This window comes from Bacteroides sp. L008 (assembly GCF_040812255.1).
GTDB lineage: Bacteria > Bacteroidota > Bacteroidia > Bacteroidales > Bacteroidaceae > Bacteroides > Bacteroides vicugnae.
In genome coordinates this window covers 2,685,156-2,706,885 of sequence record NZ_JBFNXO010000001.1, presented here as the reverse complement: position 1 = coordinate 2,706,885, position 21,730 = coordinate 2,685,156, and the positions used below count along the sequence as shown (strand labels likewise).

Below are 21,730 nucleotides of genomic sequence, written 5' to 3'. Positions count from 1 at the left end.
GAAAATGAGATTTAAAAAATTAACTTTGCAAAAGTAATCATCAAGTATAAAGGACTATGGGTAATTTTATTACGAATATCAAGGTTAATCACATTTTTCATTTGGAGAACTTTTGTATTCCAATTTCTGAAAATGAGAAAAAACATCTGATTATTACGGGAAAGAACGGAAGTGGTAAGACTATTTTGTTGAATGCAATTGTGGAGCATTTGAGCAAGGTTTGCAATGATAAGACGTTGAGCTTTTTGAATAATGCGAGACATTTGATATCCCATCGAACATGGTTGCAAACGGCTAAGGCTGCCAATGATTCACAGAATATTGTTTCCCATCAGGATAGCGTTGAATATTATAAAACTAGAATTGAAGAAATGTATGGAAAAGTGGAACTTTCATTCCATGATATATATTCCATCTCTAAGGATTTTCTAAGTCAAGACTTTATCATAGCCTATTATGCAGATGAACGTAGATCTCTTTTTGTGGAACCTAAGAATCCGATTAAACCGGATTTGGAAATGAAAACTGATCTGAAACACAATAAAGTAGATCAGTTCTTGAATTTTATGGTTGACTGTAAAGTGCAAGAAGCCTTAGCCCGTAATGAAGGAAAAATGGAGGATGCTGATTATATTCGTCAATGGTTTGTCGGTTTTCGTAATATCCTCCGTCAGATATTTAATGATACAACCCTGGAACTTGATTTCAATTATAAAGATTACTCTTTCCTCATTCAAACGCGTGGAAAATCGTTTAAATTCACGGAGTTGTCAGCAGGATATTCAGCTGCATTGGACATCGTAGCCGATTTAATCTTAAAAATGCAATCGCAGGATAATGTGGTACGTGCATACGAGAAAGAGGGAATTGTGTTGATTGATGAAATAGAAACACATCTTCATTTGGAACTACAGCGAATGATCTTGCCGATGTTGACTGCTATTTTCCCTAATATACAGTTTATTGTTACTACTCATTCTCCTTTTATTCTTAATTCTTTAGAGAATGCTGTTGCTTTTGATTTGGAACATCGTGAACCGATTGAAGATTTAACGGATTATTCTTATGAAGCATTAGCGGAAGGTTACTTTGGTGTTCGCACAGATTCCAGTGAAATTCAAATGCGTTTACAACGGCTGGAAGAGTTGATTCGTGCAGAGCAGCTTTCTGTTTCGGATAAAAGTGAATTGGATATGTATCTGAAAGATTTTGATAAGATTCCGGAGGCAGTAGCTCCTGCAGTTAAAGCTAAATATTATGATCTGAAAAGAGAGTGGCAAAATAAGAATTAATTAAGATGATTAGAATTTGTAAGAATGCGGATAAGCCACAAACTTTAGATAAAAGTTATAATACGGACGAAGTCTGCAAACAATTACTGATGGATCAGAATGATAAATGTTATTTGTGCGAACGGCATTTGACAACAGATTACCAAGTAGAACATTTCAAGTCGCAAGCTAATAATGGAGACTTGAAACAAACATGGGAAAACTTATTTGTAGCTTGTGGATACTGCAATAATAAAAAATCGAATAAGTATGATGATATCTTAGATCCGATCCATTATGACATAGAGACTATAATAAGGCATTCGAATGACTTTGTCAATCAGAAAGTAATATTTAATAGTGACCATGCGACTTCTGAAGTGCTTTCAACGATTCAGTTGTTGAATTTATTATTTAATGGGAAACTACCTTATAGGAACTGTCGTGAACAACGATTTTATGATGAGTTTATTCAAAAAATGAACTTTTTCTCTTATGCTGTTAATGAATATATGTCAGGTAAGAAAGAAGATTATTATCCGGTTATAAAGGAGTTGTTGGATATTCGTAGTGAATATTTGGGATTTAAATATGCCATTATTCATAGTAACGATCTGCTGAAACATGATTTTGGAGATATGACGATTTGGAATAAGAAAGGAGAATGACTTTATGCTTAGTAAATATAAATTAAACCAGCTTTACTTCAAAGATACACAATTCGCTAACTTGATGACAAGGCGGATTTTTAACGTGTTATTAATCGCTAATCCTTACGATGCTTTCATGTTGGAGGATGACGGGCGCATTGATGAGAAGATTTTCAATGAATACACTTCTTTGTCTCTGCGCTATCCACCTCGTTTCTCGCAGGTGTCTACGGAGGAGGAAGCACTGTCACAGTTGGAAAACATGTCGTTCGATCTGGTGATTTGTATGCCGAGCACGGGGGATAATGACAGTTTCGACATCGGCCGTCACATCAAAGAGAAATACGAGCATATTCCTATTGTCATCCTGACTCCTTTCAGTCATGGTATTACTAAACGGATTATCAATGAAGATTTAAGTGCGTTTGAATATGTATTTTGCTGGTTGGGTAATACTGACTTGTTGGTGTCTATCATCAAGTTGATAGAGGACAAGATGAATCTGGAACACGATGTGCAGGAGGTCGGTGTGCAGTTGATTCTTTTGGTGGAGGATGGTATTCGTTTCTATTCTTCTATTTTGCCGAATCTGTATAAATTCGTGTTGAAGCAGAGTCAGGAATTCTCTACTGAAGCCTTGAATGCTCACCAGCGTACGCTCCGTATGCGTGGACGTCCTAAAATAGTGTTGGCACGTACGTATCAGGAGGCGATGGAAATCTATCATAAGTATCAGAATAATATATTGGGGGTAATCACTGACGTCCGTTTCCCGAAAGTGGAACGGGGGGAGAAAGACGGTCTGGCAGGTATCAAGCTGTGTGCGGAGATACGTAAGAATGATCCGTTCGTTCCTTTGATTATACAGTCTTCCGAATCTGAAAATTCGTCTTATGCAGCCAAGTATGGTGCCAGCTTTATTGACAAGAACTCCAAGAAGATGGACGTTGATTTGCGCCGTATTGTCTCCGATAATTTTGGTTTTGGTGATTTTATTTTCCGGAATCCGGATACAGGGGAGGAGATTGCCCGCGTCCGGAATTTGAAGGAGCTGCAAAATATTCTTTTTGCCGTACCTGCGGAGTCCTTCTTATATCATATCAGTCGGAATCACGTGTCGCGTTGGTTTTATTCGCGTGCCATGTTCCCGGTAGCTGAATTTTTGAAACCGATAACCTGGAATAGTCTTCAGGATGTGGATGCTCACCGTAAAATCATCTTTGAGGCGATTGTGAAGTATCGTAAGATGAAGAACCAGGGAGTCGTGGCGGTCTTTAAGCGCGACCGCTTCGACCGTTATTCTAACTTTGCCCGTATCGGGGATGGCTCTCTCGGAGGAAAAGGACGTGGACTGGCATTTATTGATAATATGGTGAAGCGTCATCCGGAGTTCGACGAGTTTGAAAATGCGCGTATCGCTATTCCGAAAACAGTGGTGCTTTGTACGGATGTGTTTGATGAATTTATGGATACTAATAATCTGTATCAGATTGCACTGTCAGATGCGGATGATGCTACGATTCTGAAATACTTTCTGAAGGCAAAGTTGCCTGACCGATTGGTAGAGGACTTTTTCACTTTCTTCGATGTAGTGAAGTCTCCGATTGCCATTCGTTCTTCTTCCTTGTTGGAAGACTCTCATTATCAGCCGTTTGCCGGAATTTACAACACTTACATGATTCCTTATCTGGACGACCGCTATGAAATGTTGCGGATGCTCTCTGATGCTATCAAAGGGGTGTATGCTTCGGTTTATTTCCGTGACAGCAAAGCGTATATGCAAGCCACTTCGAATGTAATCGATCAGGAGAAAATGGCTGTTATCTTACAGGAAGTAGTTGGAAACCAGTACGGCGATCGTTATTATCCGTCTATGTCCGGTGTGGCCCGTTCACTGAATTATTATCCTTTAGGAGATGAAAAAGCCGAAGAAGGAACGGTTAATCTGGCTTTGGGATTAGGAAAATATATTGTTGACGGTGGCATGACCCTTCGTTTTTCTCCCTATCATCCCAATCAGGTGTTGCAAACCAGTGAAATGGAAATAGCCCTCAAGGAGACTCAAACTCGTTTTTATGCATTGGATTTGAAAAATGCCGGACATGATTTTTCTATCGACGATGGTTTTAATTTGCTGAAACTTCATGTCAAAGAGGCGGAAAGTGACGGTGCTCTGCGTTATATTGCTTCTACCTACGATCCGTACGATCAGATTATTCGTGATGGTTTATATCCGGGAGGACGTAAGGTGATTACTTTTGCTAATATCCTGCAACATGATGTTTTCCCGTTGGCTCGTATTCTGCAGTTGGTATTGAAATATGGTGAACAGGAGATGCGTCGTCCGGTTGAAATTGAATTTGCAGCAACGTTAAGTCGCGAACATGATAAATCCGGAACTTTCTATCTGTTGCAGATCCGTCCTATCGTAGACAGTAAAGAAATGCTGGACGAGGATTTGAACGAGATTCCTGATGAAGATGTGATTCTCCGTTCGTATAATTCATTGGGACACGGCATTATGAATGAGGTATATGATGTGGTTTATGTAAAAACCGACAATTATAGTGCTTCCAATAATCAGACGATTGCCTGGGAGATAGAAAAGATCAATCAACAGTTCCTGAGCGAAGGAAAGAATTATGTGCTCGTTGGTCCGGGTCGTTGGGGAAGCAGTGATACATGGCTGGGTATTCCGGTGAAGTGGCCTCATATTTCGGCTGCCCGTGTGATTGTGGAAGCCGGTCTGACTAATTACCGGGTAGATCCCAGTCAGGGGACACACTTTTTTCAGAACCTGACTTCTTTCGGGGTGGGATATTTCACGATCAATGCCTTTATGAATGATGGAGTTTATAATCAGGATTTCCTCAATGCACAACCAGCAGTGCAGGAAACGAACTATCTCCGTCACGTTCGCTTTGAAAAACCTGTGGTAGTCAAGATGGACGGCAAGAAGAAGTTGGGAGTAGTCTTGATGCCAGGCGTCGATAAATAAGCTTTATTAACGTTCAATCTATTATATAATGAAGTTCTGTTTTTCATCTGAAAGACAGAACTTTTATGTTATATCTCTTAAAAATGTTTCATTTTTCATATTCTAGGCCTTAATTGTGGTCTTCTTTTCATATTCGAAAATAAAACTTTCTTTAGATACTTTATTATAAAGAAATAAAACTGTATTTTTGCGGCTAGTTTACAAGATAGCACCTGTATATTAGGTATTTAAGCTTATCTTTGATTTCAGAGAGAGGGACTCCGTATTATTTAAAGGCGTATTTAATTCGGTATGAAGGGTATTTTGAAGTTTATTTTATTTTTAGAGATTGTATTATTGTGCAGTTGTGTAAACGATGAAAAGCGTTCGGGTGCCTTTGGTGGAATGAGCTTGCATCTATCCGCAAATTCTTCGGTGACAGATGTTACGACACGCTCGAGTGAGGAAGTACTGCCTTCCATACAAGATTTCTCTATTTCCGTGTTGCAAGGTGACAAAGTGCAGGCTTCCTGGGATAAGTTAAGTGACTATGATGAAGACACTACTTTTCCGGTAGGAAGTTATACCTTGAAAGCTTTCTATGGTGACATTGAGAAGGAAGGCTTTGATTCTCCTTATTATGAGGGTACTACCGATTTTAATATCCGTGGTGGCGAGACTACTCCCGTGGAAACTACTTGTAAATTGGCCAATACTAAAATAAGTATTGAATACACGGATGATTTCAAACAGTATTTTAAGACTTATTCTTCTACTGTACAGGCAGAGTTGGGAAGTGAAGTTTCTTTTTCGTCCGGAGAAACGCGTGCTGCTTATGTGAAGCCGGGTAGAATTTCAGTAAAACTGACTTTCACGAAAGTGAATGGCGGACTAAGTCCGACTACCGTTGAAGTGGCTACCATTGAGGAGGCGTTAGCTCAACATCATTATCATTTGCAAATGAATGTGGATGCTGGTAAAGCCATGTTGAGCATTGTCTTTGACCGTGTAACGGAAGTCAGACCCATTACTTTGGATATTTCGGATAAAGCATTGAATATTAAACCTCCTTATTTCACATTGACCGGATTTGAGAAAACAAGTAATGATGGTAATCAGTGGGACGGTAATCCGATTGAATCGAATCAGTTATCGGCTTTGTTGACTTCTTTGGGCGGTTTTACGAAATGTATTCTTAGAACTACTTCTCCTAATTTACCCGATTGGCCGGAGGAAGGATTTAATCTGGCGGCACTTACTCCTGAAGATCAAGCATTGCTGGACAAATCAGGTGTGAAGTTGATTGGCTTTGGTATTAATCAGGATCAGATGGGTATTATTAATTTTACTGGTTTGATTCCTAATCTGAATATTACGGATAATAATGATACTCATTTATTCTATTTGAGTGCCACCAGTACTTATGGTAAGCAAAGTGAAGATTATGTGTTGAATATAACAACGCCTAAGAACTTTATGTTGCTACCTACGGATCCTGTGAAGATGAAGAGTAAAGAAGTGACAATTCCGGTGAAACTGAAAGAAGGCAATCCGCAGAATATTAAGCTCTATTATCGTTATTATGGTGTGATGACTTTGATTAACAATACGGTTATCACTCCGATAGAAGGAAAAGAAGGATATTACAATATAAAAGCAAGTGGTATTGATATGGGAGTTGTAGCCAAAGACTTCCAAGCTGAATATAACGGTTTGAAATCGGCCATCGTTTCCGTAGCTGTTATTATACCTTCTTATAGTGTTATTCTCGAACCGTTTCATGTGTGGTCGTATACGGCCGAAATGACGATTGTACCTGAATATGCCGAAGATATGTCTAATGTGATGAGTGCTATTGAAGCATATATTTCTTTGAATGGAAGTACGTGGACGAAAGTGGATGCCAAAGATTTGAAACTTGATGCAACCACTGGAAAGGCTGTCATTTCAGGACTTACTCCGGGAACTACTTATTATTTCAGAACGACTTGTGATGATGGTACGACTTATTCAATTCCTGTAATGCAGGCAACAGAGAGTGTAGTACAGCTTCCGGATTTCACGCAAGGATGGGCTAATTATTTTAATGAGACGATAAATAAAGGTGGTGGATACGGTTATTCAGGCATATTAGGAAGTAGTAAAAAGCAGGATACTCGATTGTTGACGATAGAGGATTTGAATGATACTTGGGCAGTTGTAAATCAGAAAACCGCTCCTACTAATCCTAAAACGAAGAATACTTGGTATATAGTTGCTTCTGCCTTTAATCAGAATACCGGGGTGATGTTGCGTAATGTTGCTTGGTCTGATAAGTTAGGGGATCCTCCCAGTAAGTATGGTTCGGTTTCTTGGTCAGCGACTACTCTCAATGATCTGACACCTCCTACCCATGAGCATCGTTCTGCCGGTAAGCTTTTCCTGGGAAGTTATAGTTATAACCATTCTACTAATGTAGAAATCTATAATGAAGGTATATCCTTCACTTCCCGTCCGATAAAGCTGAAAGGCACTTATACTTATGTAGCTAATAACGATCAGGGCGGAATTGTAACTGTAATAGTAGAAAACCGCGAAGGAGGACAAACATTAAAGTTAGCCGAAGGTAGTGAAGTCTTAACAGCGACGAGTTCTCAAAAGGAATTCACGGTGGACTTAACTTATAATACGATGTTTGAGAAAAAAGCGACTCATTTAAGGGTGATGTTTGCCTCTTCTTCCAATGCTTCAAACACTCAAAGTGTTGAAGACAATAAGATTAAAACAACGGATAATAAGGGTGAAGCTATTTCTACTGGTAGTGAATTGTATATAGATAAAAATATAATATTAGAATATAAGTAATGAGTAATATGAAAGCAATAAAAAAACTCGTTTTTATATGTTTGGCAAGCATTTTAGGATTATGCAGTGCTTGTATGAATGATAACCCTGATTTTGGAAGGGACGACGAAGGAACCGGGAATACAAATCAAGGTGAAGGACAGGTAAGACTTGCGGGAACAAGTGTTTCTGTTTCTGTGGATGTGCTGTCACGTGCAGACGGTAAAGCAATCAATACAGATGATTATATCATTCGGATTTATTCGACTGATAATAATTTATTGGTAAAGGAATATACAAGATATAGGGACATGCCCGAAATCTTAACCTTGAATGTGGGTAACTATAAGATTGAAGCATTATCACATGACGTAAAACCTGCTGAATGGGAAAAACCTTTCTATAAAGGAACCCAAACTTTTACAATAAAAAAAGATGAGGTTACATCGGTTGATGTAATCAAATGTTTCTTGCAGAATATAATGGTGACAGTCGACCTCAATGATGATTTGAAACAGAAAGTAGGTGGTGACCAGTCCATTACAATAAAAGTCGGTACAGGTGAACTGACTTTTAATAATACCGATATTGGAAGTGGACGTGCCGGATTCTTTGAAGCTGCCGAAGTAAGCAATATCATTATTGTTCATTTCCAGGGAACGGTAGATGGGGAATGGACAGAAGAGCAAACCAGTTTCAGCAATGTGAAAGGTGGAGAGCACCGGAACATTGTGTTTAATCTGGAGATACCTTCAGTGGGTGACATGGGATTAAGCGTAAAGCTGGATGCAGTATGTAAGAAAGTGGATTTACTTGCTTGGGCTAATCCGGGAGCAGAAGATATATTGCCGGAAGATCCATCCGTAAATCCTGGAACAAGTGCACCGACAATCGTAGGACAAGGTTTCAATATAATGGATGAGATAGAAGTAGAGAAAGACGAAACCAAAACCATTATTGTTAATATCACAGCGGATAATGGTATTCAAAATTTGAAAGTGAAGATTGATTCGGAGACTTTGACACCTGAAATACTGAAGTCAGTAGGTTTGTCTTCTGAATTTGATTTGGCACACCCTGCAGATGCAGATTTGGAAAAAGCGTTGAAGAGCTTAGGTTTCCCAGTGGGCAGTGAAGTGATCGGAGTGAAATATTTGGTGTTTGATATTACACAGTTTACGCCGCTACTCGGATTGTATGGACTTGCTTCTCATAATTTTATTATTACCGTTGTCGATCAGGCAAATAATACCAGAACAGCTACTTTAGCATTGAAATCAATAGCAAAGAAAACAGAATGAAAAAACTGATATATATATTAGTTATAGCTTTCATTGTTGGACTTGTTTGTGTCTCCTGCCGTGAAAGTGACCTGACAAATAATGGAGAGGGCGCATTATCTTTGAAGATAGGTGTTCAACGTGAATTACCTACTGTTTCTGCCGGAAAGACGAGAGCTACGCTTACTGATGAAGAATTGCTCCAGAAGTGTAAAGTGTATATCCGTAACGCGGAGGGCTTGGTGCGTAAATTCGCCACTTTAGATGAAATGCCGGAACAAATACTGTTAGTTCCCGACAATTATAAAGCGGAAGTTACTGCGGGTGATTCCGTAGCTGCATCTTTTACCGATTCTTATTTCAAGGGGACGAAAGAGTTTACAATTTCAAAAGGGACGGCTATTTCGGAATCAGTAGTGTGTGGCATTCGCAATACAGTAGTCAGTCTGGCTCTGTCTGACGAATTACAGGAGGCATTTCCTACTTATAAAATTACAGTGAGTAACCGATTGGGAACTTTGGAATATACACAGGATAACATATCCCAACTAGGATATTTTATGCTGTTGGATGATGAAAACCAATTAAGATGGAACCTTGTAGGGCAACTTAACGGCAGTGGAACAGAAATAACCAAAAGTGGAGTTATTAATCTGGTACGGAAAGCAACCAGATATGATTTGACTTTTAGTAATTCTTCCTCTGAAGTGGGTGGTGGCATGATTTCCGTAAATGTGGTTGAGACAGCTTTGACGACGGATGAGAAAGTAGATATACTGGCACGTCCTGTTATTAAGATAATCGAGAATGATCAGATTTACGAGTTGGATAATGCAGTTTATCGTGCGCAATTCGACAAGGAAACACCTATTGTTGTGCGGATGGCTGCTAGTGTGCCTTTTACTGAATTGAAAGTGACGAGTGCGGATTTTGCACGGTTGGGAATTACCCATTTTTCTTCTTTCGACTTGATGGAATTGACTGAAGTTCAGATAAGAGAACTGGATAATCTTGGATTTAGTATCCAATTTAATGCGGATATGACAAAGGTTCAGTTTGCATTTAAGGAAAACTTGAGAGAGATAATGACTAATTCGATCGATGACGGTAATAACACCTATCGATTTGACATTGAAGTAAGGGACCGGAATGGAAAAGATAGAGCGAAAACGTTGACGGTTATTGCTACAGATGCTTTGGTTGCTACCGAGGATATTGCTACACAGAACGATGTTTGGTCAACAAAAGCCACTCTGTATGGTAGTCTGGTTGCTTCAGTTACAGAGATGAATTTCCGTTACCGGGCGATTGGTTCCAATGATTGGATGTATTCGAATCAGGCTGTGTTGAATAATAAAATATTTACGAGTCAAATAACCGGACTTGAACCTGGTATAACCTATGAATATCAGGCAATGGCTGGTACTGTTGCAGCGAAAGAAACAAAACAATTCACTACAGAAGCTCCTGCACAATTGCCGAATGCTGGATTTGAAGACTGGCATGGAGATTCGCCTCTTTATATCTATAAGAGTGGTGGAGAAATGTTTTGGGATAGTGGTAATACGGGTTCTGCTACATTGAATAAGAATGTGACAACGTATGATGCAGCCATTAAGCACAGTGGGAATTATTCTGCAAAATTACAGTCTCAATATGTGGCTCTTTTTGGAATTGGTGCTTTTGCTGCCGGAAATATATTTGTCGGGAAGTTCCTGAAAATAGATGGTACAGACGGTATTTTACGGTTTGGACGTCCTTTCACTTCACGTCCATCGAAATTGGTGCTTTATTATAGATATGTAGCTGGTACAGTGGACTATTCAACATTGGGTGAGTTGCCGAAAAACAGTAAAGATATGGGCTCTATTTATATAGCATTGGGCGACTGGCCACATCAGACTTTTGACGGAGAAACGGATATACCGGTACTTGTTAAGACAAAGCCTGCTGACAGGCAGCTTTTTGATTCAAATTCTTCAAATGTGATAGGCTATGGAGAGTGTATTCTTAAAGAGTCGACGGAGGGTGAAGGATTGATAAAACTGGAGATCCCGATTAACTATCGCTCTAACCGTAAACCGACTGATATTATTTTAGTGGGTAGTGCAAGTAGATATGGAGATTATTTTACCGGAAGTACGGGCAGTACTTTGTGGCTTGATGATTTGGAATTAATTTATGAATAAGCAAAGTATGAATTACTTTATCAAAACTTCATTCCTGATAATCTTGGGAATAATTGTTGGAACGACGCAAACATGCGCGCAACAGGAGTTCAAACGGAATATAGAAATGAGAACTTTCATTCCTAAGGGACAATGGATTGTGGGTAGTTCAGTTTCTTATTCTCAATACTCAAATGATAACTATCAGTTTCTGGTGATAGAGAATTTGAGTGGGGAAGGGTATGCTTTTAAAGTGAGTCCGGTATTGTGTTATGCTTTTAAAGATAATGTAGCTGCAGGTGGACGTTTTATGTATAGCCGGACGTATACCAAGCTAAATAATATCAGTGTAAATATTGATGAAGATACCAACTTTGATATTAGTAACCTGTATGAATTGAAGAACTCTTATTCGGGAATTGCTGTCTTGAGAAATTACATCAATTTAGGTACTAGCAAGCGTTTTGCATTATTCAATGAAGTGCAGTTAGAATTGGGAGGTTCTGTTTCAAAAGTGGTGAACGGTAAAGGGGATGACCTGACAGGAGTATATCAGACTTCTTTGGATGCAAGTGTTGGTTTGAGTCCGGGTTTGGTTGCCTTTATCAATAATTATACGGCAGTGGAAGTAAGCATTGGGGTGTTGGGACTGAATGTCAGCCGAACCCATCAGGTGACGGACCGGATTTACGAAAGCAACCGTTCGTCGATGAGTGCCAATTTTAAAATTAATCTTTTCAGTATAGGACTGGGAATAGCTTTTTACCTTTAAAAAACAGGACGAATGTATAAACGGTTATTGGTAACAGTGCTGGTGTCTGTATTCTTTTTCTCTTTGTGGGGAAAGACAGAAACGGTTTGTCAATCGTTGGAGGTAGAAGATTCTGTCCCCGTTTTTCAGAAGGATACGCTACCAGTAAAAGGGAGCTTGGACTTCCTGCGAATCAAACGTATCGGACGTTATGATCGTGGAATCATGAACTATCGTTTCATTCCTAAAGGGAAGTGGATCTCTGGTTTCACAATGTCATACTGGGATTATAATAGTGCGGATAATAAACTGCTGTTTGCCTATTTTGATAATTTTGATTGTGATGGGCGTAATCTGAATTTTTCTGTATATGGAGGCTATGCTGTCCGTGATAATATGGTGTTGGGATTGAAGTTCGGATACCGGAATATGCGAGGAGCCTTGAATAATATCACGTTGAAAATCGATGATGATGTCGATTTCTCTTTGAAAGATTTAAAGTTGGAACAAAATTTGTATAACGTGTCGTTCTTCCATCGCTCTTATGTAGGTTTGGATGCCGGTAAACGATTTGGATTGTTCAATGAGACTGCCTTGACATTCAATTTTGGAAAGTCTAAATTCGACCGTGGTGTAGACGAAAATTTGGTTAATACTCAAACAGATATATTTGAGGTGCAATTGGGAATAAATCCGGGATTGGCTGTTTTTATTATGCAAAATGTAAGTATTGAATGTTCGCTCGGAATAGCCGGCATTCGTTACAGGCAGGAAAAACAGAAAAATAATCTGGGAGAGACGGGAAAACGGATGACGGGTGGATCTAACTTTAGGGTGAATCCTTTCAATATTAGTTTGGGATTGACGATTTGCTTATGATTTTATGAGACATAGAAAAAAATACATATTACTGTTCCTGCTTCTGGTTGTATGTGCCGGCTTGGTATTCTTTTATGGAATAAAAAGTGAGGGACAGGAAGACAAACAGGAGGTATTGTCATCAGTAGAGGATACTTATCAGGTAACTGAAGCTGCTGTGGACTCTGCCCGCCAGATAATTGGAGAAGTGGAGGAAAACGTGTCTCCAGCAGAGAATTCTGTGGAAAAGGTTGTGAAGAAGCCTGAAGAAAGACCAGTGGGGAAGTTTGTAGATAAAAAGCAGGCAGATAAAAGGCAGAAGGTTGCGTCTAAGAGAGAAGCAGTAGCTGTTCCGCCAGTTTCTTCAACGGATATAAAATTGGCTTCTGATGTTGTCAATACTCCTTTGAAGTTAGAAGGAACGATTTGTGACCTTGTATTGTCGGAGCGTAAACAGGATAGTAAAATAACAGCTGCACTTCCGGTTCACACGGTTGAAACAGTTAAAAGAGAGTTCGATTGGAAAAGTGATACGTTAGAGACCAAGCGAGGCATTGATTTATTGAGAATCAAAAGGGTAGGGCGGTTTGATCGTGGCATTGTGAATTATCGCTTTATGCCTAAAGGAAAATGGATATTTGGTACGGATTTTTCGTTTTGGGATTATAACAGTGAGGACTCCAAATTATTGTTTACTTATCTCGATGATTTTGATTTTGAAGCACGTACCATTAATGTGGCTCCTTTTATCGGTTATTTTTTCAAAGATAATCAGGTAGTGGGTGTAAAGCTCGGTTATAAGCATACGGACGGTCATTTAGGCAATGTTAGTTTTAAGATTGATGATGACGTGAATTTCACTCTCAAGGAATTGAAGTTGAAAGAAGAGTTGTATAATTGCACCTTTTTCCATAGCTCCTATATCGGGTTGGATCCGGGAAAACGTTTCGGATTGTTCAATGAAACCAATCTGCGTTTGGGATTCGGACATTCGGAGTTTACAAGAGGTTCGGGCGAGAGTTTGAAGAATACCAAAACGAATATATTTGAGGCACAGTTGGGGATTAATCCCGGAGTGGCTGTCTTTATTATGCAAAATGTGAGTGTGGAATGTAGTGTGGGAGTGATAGGCTTGAAATACCGTAAGGAAAGTCAGGTGAATAATCTTGGTGAGAAAGGTTCCCGTACGAACGGTGGAGCCAACTTTAAAATAAATTTGTTTGATATTAATTTAGGATTAACTATAAGTATGTAATCATGAAAAGTAAAGGCAGAAATAGACTTTTATCCTTAATTATATGCATTTGCATTGCATTTGCTTTTTCATCATGCGTCAAGAATGATTTGCCGTATCCTGTTGTCAGATTGTCTATTACCGGCTTTGAGGTGAATGGACAGATTGGTAGTGCAGTCATTAATAATGAAGAACGTACGGTGACAGTAGACTTGCTCGATTCTGTGGATTTGAAGAAAGTGATTGTCACCCGTTTCGATTATTCAGAAGAGGCTAATACGGATTTGAAGGTGAATACAACGATTGATTTGTCTTCTCCTAAAGAAGTGGTATTGTCTTTGTATCAGGATTATCGCTGGAAGATTATAGCCAACCAGACCGTCGAACGAGTATTTAGCGTCAAGAATCAGGTCGGAGGAGCCGTGATTGACGAAAAAGCTCGACAAGCTATCGTTTATGTCAATAAAAATACGATGCTCAACAAAATAACCGTGAAAGATTTGAAGCTGGGGCCGATCAGTTCTACCGTTTCGCCTGACTTTACCACTTTGAAGGACTTTACACAAGAGCAGAAAGTAAATGTGACATTTAAAGGAAAAACCGAAGAGTGGAGTTTGTACGCATTCATCACGGATAAGGTTGTCTTTACTAATTCGGCGGATGGCTGGACTAATGTAGCATGGCTTTATGGAGAAGGACAGGAGGATGTAGTGAACGGCTTTGAAATACGTGAAGCTTCATCAGAAGAATGGACAAGGGTAGATCAGGATATCGTTGTACAGAATGGAGTAAACTTCTATGTTTGTGTTCCGCATTTGAAAGCGGACACGGAATATGTATGTCGTGCTTTGGTGGATGGAACAGAAGATCGTGGTGAAGAGATTACTTTTAGAACGACTGCTGAGATTCCTTTAACAGGTGGTACATTTGATAATTGGAATCAGAGTGGTAAAGTCTGGAACCCGTGGGGAAGTAATGAAGCTCCTTTCTGGGATACCGGAAATCAAGGAGCTACAACCTTAGGTGACAGCAACTCTGTTCCTACCGAAGATATATGGTCGGGTAAAACAACCGGTAGGGCTGCGAAACTTGAGTCTAAGTTTGTGGGAGTGGGTTCTGCCGGGAAATTAGCTGCCGGTAACCTCTTTGTCGGTAAATATGTGGCAACCGACGGAACAAATGGTATCTTGAACTTTGGGCAATCGTTCTCTGCTTATCCTACTCATTTGAAAGGATATTATAAGTACCAGCCCGGAGTGATTGATAACTCTTCCATTGAATATAATTATTTAAAAGGAAAGACAGATACCTGCTCGATCTATATTGCCATTGGTGATTGGGATAGTCCGATTGAAATACGCACCAAACCTTCTAACCGGAAATTGTTTGATAAAAATGATAAGCATGTGATTGCTTATGCTGAATTTACATCGGGAACTCCTGTTGCCGTGTATAAGGAATTTGACTTGAAACTGGAATATAGGGCTACGAACAGAAAACCAACCTATATCGTCCTGGTATGTTCTGCAAGCAAATATGGTGATTTTTTTACTGGAGCGTCCGGTAGTGTGCTTTATGTGGATGAGTTTAGTCTGGAATACGATTATGATAACTGATTGGCTTTATAGCATATAACGAAGATAAATGGGTTCAGAGATATAAACTCTCTTTCCTTTTTCAAATCATCATTTTAATTTGTAAAATGGTATGTTATAAGTCCTTTTGGGTATATTTCTTTAAAAATAGAACAGAAACAAGAAAAATAGACCTTGCAAATATCTGAAAATAATAGTTACTTTGCACCTATGTTTTGAGAAAAAACATGGAAGATATTGTTTTATCTTCTTTAGAAGTGAGAAGTTTTTTTAAATTAAAAGAGAATGTTATGAAAAGAATTTCATTTTATTTGTTTGCAATGTTAATTGGCTCAATGAGTTTTTTAATGTCTTGTAGTGACGATGATGACGATGATACTACTGTTGCCTCTGAAAAGGTAGCTGGTACGTATAATGGTAATTTAGTTGTTAAGTTGGAAGGGCAGGAAGTAGCCAATGAGCCCAAATCTTTATCTCTGGTAAAGAATGGAGATGACGCAGTGGATGTAGTTATCAAAGATTTTGTTTTGAATGTATCTATAGGTGGGACTTCTATACCTGTAAGCTTGGGTGATTTAAAAGTGGCGAAATGTGCGTTGACCCAGAAAGACGGTAAATCTACTTTCAGTGGTGCGACGGAATTGAAGGGAATAGAAGTTCCAATAGGTGCTGCGTCGATGTCTGTCGATTGTGCAATTGACATAACTGCTGCAACGGTGGATGGTAAGAATTTGAATTTGCCGATTGTTGTAGAGGTAAGTATGGCTGGAACAAAGTTAATGGATGTGGATGTCCAATATACTGGTGTGAAACAATAAAACAATAGAACATTGAGTGTCACAAATGAACAGCCTGTAAGTAGGTTGTATTGATATATCAATGTGTGAGATTTGAATTGTAGATTCCCGCTGATTATTAAAAACAGAATATTTCTTTTTAATAATCAGCGGGAATTTATGCTTTTTCATAGCCTATTTTAGGTGTATTTCTTTAAAAATGGAACAGAAACAAGAAATATAGACCTTGTGGGTATCTGAAAATAATAGTTACTTTGCGCCTGTAAAAGTCAGGCATCTGTGTGATGGGAATATCACGTATTTGCTTTTATTAATTAAAAGTAGAATTTAGAAAATGAGAAAGAATTTATTTTATTACTTGTTTGCTGTATTGTGTACAGCGACATTGTTTACATCTTGTAGTGATGATGATAAAAACGGTAACGATGGAGGAGAGGGGCTTGGACTTAATAGTTTCGTGGTAGGAACCTATGATAGTCAGTTGAAAGTCTTCTTGGAAGGAGTGGATTTGACAGAAAGTGCCCCAATTTCTCAAAGAATATTTGTTAAATCGGAAGACGAGAACAAAGTAACGGTGTCTTTGCGTAATTTTGCGATAGATATAGCTGGTGCTCCTTTTACTGTAGGGGATATTGTAGTTGGTGGCGTTGTTTTGGAAGGTGATGCTTCTCAAGTAGTATTGCAGGAAACTAAGACCACAATACAACATGCAGATTTGGGTACATTGGACATTACCGTATCGGGAAATGTGGTTGCAGAGAAAGTCAATATGACAATAAATGTGGTCCAACACATGCCGGAAGATCCGTCTACTACAATGAATATTGAAGTGAAAGTTACGGGTACCCGTATTAGTACGGAAGCGGATGATGCTGATTATTCAACAGTATTTGCAGGTTGGTATCCACGTATGGAGAATGGTTTTACTTGTGATTACACAGGTGAAGGATTTGAATTGACTGAACCTTCTAAAGGGATCACTATGGTGGCCAAAGGTTATAATAAAATTAGTATTTCATCATTTAATGTGTCTTTCCCTGTAAAACCTGGGTTTACAGCGAGTGCTTATAAATATCAGGGTTTGAAAGCTGATGAAGTGGCTATCGAAAAGCAGGCAGACGGCTCTTTCAGTATTGGAGAGTATAAAGGAACCACAACCGCAGTTGCTAATAGAAGGGAAGCAACCGAGTATACAATTTCAGGTTCTATCAGTAGCGACAAAGAAATGACCTTGAAAATTAATATAAAGTCAGAAACATATAATGTAAATTATACATTTGTTTCTGGTGTATTAAAGACAGAGAAAGAACTATTGAGTGTAACCATCAATGAAGATGTACTTGCTTATAAACCTTCTATTGTTACTTCTTCAATGGGAGGCAACTGGATTATTCTTTATGCAAAACCGGATGCACAGGCAGAACAATTGAAAATTGTGCCGAAGTTAGTTGTTTCAGATGGTGCAAAGGTGTTTTATAATGGTGAACTTTATAACGGAGGTGCTATTGATTGTTCTAAGACGCAAAGAATAAATATTGTTTCAGAGAAAGATTACAGCGAAGGCAAGACAACTGGAGAAGAATATATTATATCTTGTGGTATTTTGAATTTTGCAACCGATTTGGATCAATGGGAATTGAAAAATAATACTAATGATGAAGATATGAAGTATTATGAACCGATTGGCGGATGGACAACTTCAAATCCGGGAGTTGAATATTTAAAATCAATGAGTTTTTTTACTAAATATGATAAAACAAAACCTTATGCTGTACATGAAGAAGCAGCAGGTTATTCAGGTAAAGCAGCTAAGTTGACAACACTTAATTCAAGTGGTTCAGCCTTGGCAATGGTTCCGTATGTTACTTCCGGTTCTTTGTTTAATGGGGTATTTATTACAGAAATTTCTAACACCTTAAAGAGTACACGTTTCGGACAGCCTTGTGATAGGGAACCGAAAACATTCTCTGGAGTTTATAAATATACAGCTGGAGAAAAATATTATGTATGTCCAGATCCGAAAAAAGCTAATGTAGCGAACTTGGATGAGTCAAAAACAGATGCCCCGGCTATGAATGCGGTATTGTATGAAGTATCGGATTATATGGCTGATTATTTAGATGGAACAAATTTGTTGACGTCTGAAAAAATAGTCGCGATTGCTTCTGTAAAGGATGCTGGTGAGAAAGCAGAGTGGACTACATTTAATGTATCGTTTGAATGGAAAGACGGTAAATCATGGAATGCTTCAAATAAATATAAGCTAGCTATTGTGTGCTCTTCAAGTAAAGACGGAGATAAGTTCTCCGGTGCACCGGATAGTGTATTATATATTGATGATTTGAAAGTATCTTTCTAGGATTTCTTTCGTCTATGACAAATAAAAATAAGCAGGAATATAATTGTTCCTGCTTATTTTTTTATCTACTATTCATTATCAATTAAATCATATGTTTAGTTGAATATATCTTTTTGATGCAGAAATGAACTAATCGCGCTAAAAATGACTAAAGACACAATAAAATTGAGTTCTTCTCCTACACTTTCTTCACTAGGAGATAATTATCTGTCTAATAGGTGTTCTCGGTGAAGATACAAAGAGGAAATCTCTTCTTCACGCCTTCACAATCTTCACACTTTCACTGCTTGTACCTTCGCAGTTCATAATCTTCGCTTCAGCTATAATCTTATTAAATTAAATAGTTGACATATAAGAAACCGACTATTGTTGTCTATCTAGCTGACTGTAGTTGTCTAATCAGTCGACTATAGTTGACTAGGTAGACAACAGCAGTCGGCGATTAGCAAATGGAAACAAAATATGCGGTAAATCAGTGACTTATCAGTAGTAAGAAAGGTTGGTTCTCATATTGAAAGAAAACAAATCTTTTTTGCTAAACGTTTGACCAAAAAGTGGAAATTGATGAAAGAATCAAGCATCCGGTTGGTGAAGAGGGTGAAAGGGTGTGAAGAATGAAAATAGCACTGTTAATTCACAAGAAACATATGTGAATTAACAACTTAGTATTATGTGAAAGATGTGAATAACAAAATACATCATCTATTTAGACTCTTAGTTTATTTTATATTGAGATCCATAAGATAAGAGTCTATAGAATGAATTAGTTCATTTCGGCACCGGAATTAAATTAAAGTAGAAAGGCAGTCTTTCCTAAGACTGCCTTTGGGTATATTTTATGATAAATATTTTTTAATCCTACACAGACTCTTTAGTGTATTTATCTTTAGAATGCATATCCAAATCCTATATTTAAATAGATGGGATACATAGCAAATGAAATAGTTGTGAAATCCTTTTTGAAAATATCATTCAATCCCCATGTTAAATCAGCATGCAGATTTAAGTGTTTGTATGCTTTCCATTCTCCTCCTACTTGTAAACCCCATTGGAATTTGCGCAGATCATTGGAGAAGTCATAAGTTGCAATATTGTCACCTGTGAAATTAACTCTGTCACCAGTAGCGTCTGGAGATCGAAGATGTCCCTCATAAACATGGCCGGAGAAGTCCCCCTCCATCATATATGACATATAAGGTCCAGCAACGAGTTTCCATCGATCGTTGATTTTGTAGTTAGCTAGGATTGGTATTGTCAAAAGAGACATTTTAACTTTGGTTTTAACTCCTCCTGTCCAAAGTCCTTCAACTTTTCCACCAGTTTCGTTAAAAATTTCCATGCCATAGTTTTTTACTGAAGCTTCAGTAGTCATACTTTTGTTGTCGAGGCGGAGTCCTAAACTAAGTCCCCATTTTTTTTGAGCATCTAGCCATTTAGTTATATTTCCTTCCAAAGTAATCGAAAGTCCAGGTGAGTAGCTTTCAATTTTTCTGATTTCTTTGGGAAGAGGAAGTGGAGATGTTCCACCTATATTCACACCAGCTTTGAACTCATAATCTAATCCATGTAGGGAGGACCAAATAAGTCCTTTATGCTCATTAGATGATTGTGCACTAACTTGGCTAATACCGAAGAAAAGTGTAACTATACTAGCCAATATGTATTTTTTCATATGTTATTTTTTTAATTATTATTCGTTATTTTGTTCGTCTTCTTCACAGTGAATGGTTACTTCATCTATCCACAGAGTACTTCCTATTGAACCTTTGAAATTAGCTCCCTCTATACTTGAGGAGAAAACGACAGCAAGTTTATATTTACCTTCATCGAGAGCTGATTGTTCTATCTCTTTTCTATGTTCAAAAGGTATACTGAAGTGTGTCCATGTATCAGTCTCTTTCATCTCTGTATCGGAGATTCGGGCAATATATACTATTTTTTCCTCGGAATCAAAGTTGAGGTTGCCATCCAAAAAGTCATTAACATTGTCTGCTCTGTATAAAATAGCGTATATATCACCTTTGTCTTTGCCTTCCATTGAAGGATCTATCACAATCTTCGGAGGGCTCTGACTTTTATCAATGCCTGATATATATTCAGTTCCTGGCTTGAACTTATAATATCCTTCCAGTTTTGTAGGGTGCTTAAAAAATGGAAATCCAAATTTGGTCGCAGCTTTTGCATCTTTTAATGCGTTTCCAACTTCAAATGAACCAATGAAGAGGTTACCTGCTGCGATTGGCATACCAACCGTTAATCCAAGGCTTCCTGTGCCTTTAGTTTCCAGTTTCACACCTTTACCTATATATCCTTGGGTTTGAAGAGTTGGATAATCCATCGTGTTTTTCCCCATGCCGGTAAGCTGGAACCCTGGATTACCACTTGCCCATTGGAGCATTTCTGCTTTTTGTTGATTGAATTCATAAAAGATATGATAATTGTTGTTTCCGTCTTCTATGTTCTCAAAATGGTATTCAGTAGGAAGCTCTGATTTGATAACAGTGATGGTGTAGACCGCTTCTGTGGTACCACTTTCAGATGTAACTTTGAACATACGTTGATATTGTTCCAATGTTTGTTCAGATGTAATGGGAACTTTCGAAGTTGAAAAATCATATTTGGGAGCATCGTCATTCGCTAATGCATTGACAGGATTGATGCTAGCTCCATCAGGTAGTTCGAATTTGATTTCTAATGCAGACAAGTCGGTAGATTTAGATACATAAATAGATACTGTTTTGCTGTAAGTATTAATGTTAGCTAATTGGATATTGCTGCCGCTGCATCCGTCTATAGCTGCTTCAACATTTAGAGCTTCATCTTGAATACAGGAAGCAACTGCCAGACATAGTATCATTCCGGCGAATAATTTTTTTAGTTTCATCAGTCTGTTATAAATATTAAGGGGTTATACAGGGGGCAAAGATAGTTAAAAGAGTTGAATGGCTATTTCAGAAGAATGTTAAA

At 38.3% G+C, this 21,730-nt stretch carries 14 protein-coding genes; 12 read left to right on the top strand and 2 right to left on the bottom strand.

The genetic code is table 11. The features are described 5' to 3' along the window. The first annotated feature begins 56 nt into the window (after positions 1-56). The 12 genes from AB3G73_RS10795 to AB3G73_RS10740 all read left to right on the top strand — a co-directional run bounded on the left by AB3G73_RS10795 (position 57) and on the right by AB3G73_RS10740 (position 18,763). Positions 57-1,292 carry an AAA family ATPase gene (locus tag AB3G73_RS10795; RefSeq protein WP_148365098.1) on the top strand — a complete coding sequence of 412 codons (1,236 nt, stop codon included), beginning with the start codon at positions 57-59 and terminating at the stop codon, positions 1,290-1,292. A 5-nt stretch (positions 1,293-1,297) separates the two neighbouring features. After that, positions 1,298-1,939 carry an HNH endonuclease gene (locus AB3G73_RS10790; RefSeq protein ID WP_117935352.1) on the top strand — a complete coding sequence of 214 codons (642 nt, stop codon included), beginning with the start codon at positions 1,298-1,300 and terminating at the stop codon, positions 1,937-1,939. A 4-nt stretch (positions 1,940-1,943) separates the two neighbouring features. Continuing rightward, positions 1,944-4,919, top strand: a complete 2,976-nt coding sequence (locus AB3G73_RS10785; protein ID WP_074707814.1) for a PEP/pyruvate-binding domain-containing protein — start codon at positions 1,944-1,946, stop codon at positions 4,917-4,919. A gap of 291 nt (positions 4,920-5,210) precedes the next feature. Continuing rightward, positions 5,211-7,742, top strand: a complete 2,532-nt coding sequence (locus AB3G73_RS10780; protein WP_367744837.1) for a DUF4493 domain-containing protein — start codon at positions 5,211-5,213, stop codon at positions 7,740-7,742. An 8-nt stretch (positions 7,743-7,750) separates the two neighbouring features. Continuing rightward, positions 7,751-9,022, top strand: a complete 1,272-nt coding sequence (locus AB3G73_RS10775; protein WP_074707884.1) for a DUF4493 domain-containing protein — start codon at positions 7,751-7,753, stop codon at positions 9,020-9,022. Then, positions 9,019-11,190, top strand: coding sequence for a PCMD domain-containing protein (locus tag AB3G73_RS10770; protein ID WP_367744835.1), 2,172 nt, complete (start codon positions 9,019-9,021; stop codon positions 11,188-11,190). The genes AB3G73_RS10775 and AB3G73_RS10770 overlap by 4 nt, the downstream gene beginning before the upstream one ends. Positions 11,191-11,197: 7 nt before the next feature. Beyond that, positions 11,198-11,941, top strand: coding sequence for a hypothetical protein (locus AB3G73_RS10765; RefSeq protein WP_004306842.1), 744 nt, complete (start codon positions 11,198-11,200; stop codon positions 11,939-11,941). Between the two features lie 12 nt (positions 11,942-11,953). Continuing rightward, positions 11,954-12,799: a hypothetical protein gene (locus tag AB3G73_RS10760; protein WP_074707822.1), complete on the top strand. Its 846-nt coding sequence runs from the start codon at positions 11,954-11,956 to the stop codon at positions 12,797-12,799. A 4-nt stretch (positions 12,800-12,803) separates the two neighbouring features. Further along, positions 12,804-14,033, top strand: a complete 1,230-nt coding sequence (locus AB3G73_RS10755; protein ID WP_167511774.1) for an efflux RND transporter permease subunit — start codon at positions 12,804-12,806, stop codon at positions 14,031-14,033. A 2-nt stretch (positions 14,034-14,035) separates the two neighbouring features. After that, positions 14,036-15,628 (top strand): PCMD domain-containing protein, encoded by a 1,593-nt coding sequence (locus AB3G73_RS10750; RefSeq protein ID WP_195650701.1) that lies wholly within the window; start codon positions 14,036-14,038, stop codon positions 15,626-15,628. 206 nt (positions 15,629-15,834) lie between these two features. Then, positions 15,835-16,425 carry a calycin-like domain-containing protein gene (locus AB3G73_RS10745; protein ID WP_217721669.1) on the top strand — a complete coding sequence of 197 codons (591 nt, stop codon included), beginning with the start codon at positions 15,835-15,837 and terminating at the stop codon, positions 16,423-16,425. Positions 16,426-16,738: 313 nt separating this feature from the next. Beyond that, positions 16,739-18,763, top strand: coding sequence for a PCMD domain-containing protein (locus tag AB3G73_RS10740; RefSeq protein ID WP_217724494.1), 2,025 nt, complete (start codon positions 16,739-16,741; stop codon positions 18,761-18,763). A gap of 886 nt (positions 18,764-19,649) precedes the next feature. Here the strand turns inward: AB3G73_RS10740 and AB3G73_RS10735 are convergent. Continuing rightward, a complete protein-coding gene (locus tag AB3G73_RS10735) occupies positions 19,650-20,435 on the bottom strand; it encodes a porin family protein (protein WP_217721668.1) in 786 nt (261 codons plus the stop codon). Positions 20,436-20,453: 18 nt separating this feature from the next. After that, positions 20,454-21,647, bottom strand: a complete 1,194-nt coding sequence (locus AB3G73_RS10730; protein WP_217721667.1) for a PCMD domain-containing protein — start codon at positions 21,645-21,647, stop codon at positions 20,454-20,456. Between the last annotated feature and the right edge of the window lie 83 nt (positions 21,648-21,730).